General features: G+C 36.6%; 4 protein-coding genes and 1 tRNA gene. 3 read left to right on the top strand and 2 right to left on the bottom strand.

What is annotated here, in order from left to right; translation table 11 throughout:
- Positions 1 to 84 precede the first annotated feature (84 nt).
- Positions 85 to 309 (bottom strand): hypothetical protein, encoded by a 225-nt coding sequence (locus ACTND6_RS10565; RefSeq protein WP_441024175.1) that lies wholly within the window; start codon positions 307 to 309, stop codon positions 85 to 87.
- A 153-nt stretch (positions 310 to 462) separates the two neighbouring features.
- Between ACTND6_RS10565 and ACTND6_RS10560 the strand changes: the two genes are divergently transcribed.
- Both ACTND6_RS10560 and ACTND6_RS10555 read left to right on the top strand, forming a co-directional pair.
- A complete protein-coding gene (locus ACTND6_RS10560; protein ID WP_441024172.1) occupies positions 463 to 795 on the top strand; it encodes a helix-turn-helix domain-containing protein in 333 nt (110 codons plus the stop codon).
- 787 nt (positions 796 to 1,582) lie between these two features.
- Positions 1,583 to 2,623: a tyrosine-type recombinase/integrase gene (locus ACTND6_RS10555; protein ID WP_441024170.1), complete on the top strand. Its 1,041-nt coding sequence runs from the start codon at positions 1,583 to 1,585 to the stop codon at positions 2,621 to 2,623.
- A 78-nt stretch (positions 2,624 to 2,701) separates the two neighbouring features.
- Here the strand turns inward: ACTND6_RS10555 and ACTND6_RS10550 are convergent.
- Positions 2,702 to 2,772, bottom strand: a tRNA-Gly gene (locus ACTND6_RS10550).
- Between the two features lie 59 nt (positions 2,773 to 2,831).
- Here ACTND6_RS10550 and ACTND6_RS10545 point away from each other — a divergent pair.
- Positions 2,832 to 3,926, top strand: a complete 1,095-nt coding sequence (locus ACTND6_RS10545) for an A/G-specific adenine glycosylase (protein ID WP_441024168.1) — start codon at positions 2,832 to 2,834, stop codon at positions 3,924 to 3,926.
- Positions 3,927 to 3,994 lie beyond the last annotated feature (68 nt).

The following is a 3,994-nucleotide window of genomic DNA, read 5'->3' as shown; positions in this document are numbered from 1 at the left end:
GAAAAGAATGCATCAGATCACAGATTTCTTCCGTATTGCTGACATGAAGAAAGATGATCTTTTCATTTATTCTATTTCTTGAATTCACCATTTTGCTAATATAGCCAAAAAAAAAATACGATCAATTTGCAGCGCAGACAGTTTATATAATTCTTTCATCTTCAAAATCTCTGGTTGAGTGAATCCGTTATTGGATTTCTCATTAATCTTGTTAGAAAGTGTTGATACAGTCATACCAAGTTTCTTAGCCAAAGTATCGTAGTTATCTCCATTTTCTGTCATTACTGCTCTGAATAAATTTTTGTCCATCGTCTCTCCTTTCTAAGTGTCTTTTTAGGACACCTTTATATTACAACTAGTTATTGCTTTGTGCAATAAAAAAATTATATTTTAAAGAAACTTTTTTGTTGTATATGTTTATTTTTAAGGTATTATGTATTTGGAAAAAGAAAGGAGGTAATCATGGAGACTAATAAAACTGGAGAAATCATCAAAAAATTAAGAAAAGAACATAAATTAACACAAGAACAGCTAGGTTCAATTTTAGGTGTTCAAAAATCAGCTATTGCAAAATATGAACGAGGAGAAATAGTTAACTTAAAAAGAGAAACGATTGAGAAACTCGCAGAAACATTTGATGTGATGCCATCTTATATTATGGGTATTTCAGATTCTCCTACTCATTCCATTTCTCTTTCACCACATGAAATAGCATTAATCAAATCATATAGAACATCACCAATATCAACACAATTAGCAATTGATATGTTGCTTGATATCACAGATAAAAAATAGTCTTTCCAAGCTTGAAATCGATACAAAATGTATCGTTTCTTTATTTGATTTAGCGAAAATCGAGTTTTATCTAGTTAAGCAAAACTCAATAGCTACGATATGGCTGAAATATGGCCACGATATGGAAAATGGAAAATCAGTGGCAAATTGGTGGCAAAACATTGGCATAGACATGCTTGCAAAACATAAAAAAAGGGATTGATGTTAACAATCCCAATCTAACTGTGGAGACGTACTTAACATACGCTTAACTGTATTAGTCATCCATCAGTTATCGACCTGTCATAGGCTAGCCTATCGGTAAACAATATATATCATATAAAGATTAATATTGCAAAAAAGCTAATGAACTCATTGTAAATACTTTTGCTTTTCTTCAAAAAATATTTGATAATTTTGAAGAATTAGCATAGTATAATTACACATTGAAAAAAATCGAAAGATTTTTTGAGGGGTTCGGCTTCGGCACGAACCCCTATTTTTTGTATACGTGTGAATCAAAATAACTTTATGAAATTAAGCAAAATTGACATATCTTGGCAAGGTGCTAAAATAAACGCACGAGAAATCCCATTCAGGATGAAAAGGAACCTTGCTAAATGCGTGGTTCCTTTTCGCATTTTAGAGTAACTCATAATAATTTCATGAACAAAAAAAAGATAACCCCAGGCACATGTGATTGCTCAGTACGGTGTACCTACCCCACTTGGGACACAGTGTTAATCCTTCACAAGTTATCTTTACAACCATTATAACAATTTACAACGTCAAACGAAAGAAGGCACATATGATTGGCTACGATGAGAAACGCAGAACCTATTTTGTTCAGTACCAGGTCAAGGATCCTTTGACAGGAAAATGGAACACCAGGAAGAAGCGTGGCTTTAAGCTTAAGCGTGATGCTGCACAGTATGAAGCAACAGTTAAAATAGAAAAAACAGACAATGCTCCAAAGGTCACATTTGCTGAAATGAACGAGCTTTACGAAAAGTCATATCAGATCTCTCCTGGTCAGTCTCAGCAGAGACACACTCACTTCGAAAAACGTTTTCCTCTGAAGGACAGAGACATAAGAAAAATTACTCGACTGCAATTGGAAACATGGCGCGCAGACATGATCAGTGATGATCACTATGCGACACGCACAAAGAACAAGACAATGGCATACGTTAAATCTGTATTCAAGTTCGCCTACGATGTATACGGTATTCCTAATGCTGCACAGTTCCTCAGATCAGCCAAATATACTGATGATGAGATAATGAGCCAGGAACGTCCTGTATGGACACCAGAACAGTACAAACGTTTCATCGACTGTGTGGATCTTCCAATCTACAAGATCTTCTTTGACTTCCTGTACTGGACAGGATGTCGTAGAGGCGAGGCTATGGCACTGCAGAAAGCCGATCTGCATGGCAACCAGGCATTTATCCATTATTCCATCAAACACTTCAAGAACGGCCTAAAACCAACCAAAACAAGGACATCGAGAACCATTCTATTGGATGATACACTTACAAAGGAGCTCGAACCTCTGATGGCAACTGAGGGAGACTTTGTATTCGGTGGTGAGAGATCACTTTCTATTTCTACAATTCAGTCACAGTTCGTAAAGGCAAAGAAGAAAGCCGGTATAGAAGACAATGTAACAGTACACTGTCTGCGCCACAGTCACGCAACGTGGCTGATCAACAATGGTGTGAACATAGTAGCGGTATCCAAGAGACTTGGACACGCTGACATAGAAACAACGCTGAAGACCTATGCACACCTGTTGAAAGACACAGACAGCAGCATGATGGAATTCATAAACAAATGCCACAAATAGTCAAAAATCCGAATTTCGTTCCAATTTCGTTCCACAGAAAAATAAAACCGCATAAATATGCGGTTATTTTATATTCAAAGCGAGCGACGGGAATCGAACCCGCGTATTCAGCTTGGGAAGCTGACATTCTACCATTGAATTACGCTCGCATGTAAAATATTATAGTCCAATTGGCTTTGAACAACAATCAAGTTATAATAAATATCTGATGAAATATAGTTTAAAAATAGAAGATGCAAAAGAAATTGCAGAATGGTATCAAAAGAATAAAAGACAGCTGCCATGGAGAGATACAAATAACCCATATGATGTATGGCTGAGTGAAATCATGCTTCAGCAGACACGTATTGAAGCTGTTAAGCCAAAGTTTCTTTTATTCAAGCAGACACTTCCAACAATTCAAGATCTTGCGAATTGCGAAGATGATGCTTTAATGCGCCTATGGGAAGGATTAGGGTACTATTCACGTGCAAGAAATCTAAAAAAATGTGCAATAGAACTTGTTGAACATTACAACGCTCAGCTGCCAGAAGAATATAAAGCATTACTGAAATTACCTGGCATTGGTCCTTATACTGCAGGTGCAATCTCTTCTATTGCATATGGATTGCCTGCAGCCGCAGTCGATGGTAACGTTATGCGTGTATTAGCACGCTACTTTGAGATCACAGAAGATATTCGAAACGAAACATTAAAAAAAGAAATTGAACAAACAATCTTAGAATGCTTTCAAGAAGACAGTACACCTTCTTTTGTATCCAATTTAAATCAAGGGATTATGGAACTTGGAGAAACGATCTGCGTTCCAAATGGAGAAGCAAGATGTTCCATTTGTCCTTTACAGCATGCATGTAAAGCACATCTTCACAAAACAACAGATACCATCCCTTATCGCAGTGCACTCAATCAAAGAAAAATCATTGAAAGAACACTATTCATTATTCGTGATGGAGATCAATTCCTCATTCATAAAAGAGCAGACAAGGGACTGCTTGCTGGATTATACGAATTCATTGGCGTAGATGCACATCTGAATAAAAAAGAAGTCATTCAGGAAGTAGAAAAGCATAACATTCATCCAACACATATCAAACGCCTGGAAGATGCAAAACATATATTCACACATCTAGAATGGCATATGCATGCCTATGAAATCACAGTAGAACAGATCGAGCATTTACTGCAGAAAGATTATCTACTGCTAAACAAACAAGAACTCGAGACAAAGGCAATTCCTTCAGCATTCAAGAAATATATCAGCTGTTATGAAATGACCTTTGTCAAGCAAAAGATAACTTTTTGAATGTCATTTATCGAAGAAGATAAGGAAAGAGTTCCGAATTGTAACAGTTCTCGGTAGTTGGCCACTCT

Source organism: Bulleidia sp. HCP3S3_C9 (assembly GCF_052064035.1).
GTDB lineage: Bacteria > Bacillota_I > Bacilli_A > Erysipelotrichales > Erysipelotrichaceae > Bulleidia.
The sequence above is the reverse complement of the archived record's forward strand: the minus strand, read 5'-3'. Positions and strand labels throughout refer to the sequence as shown.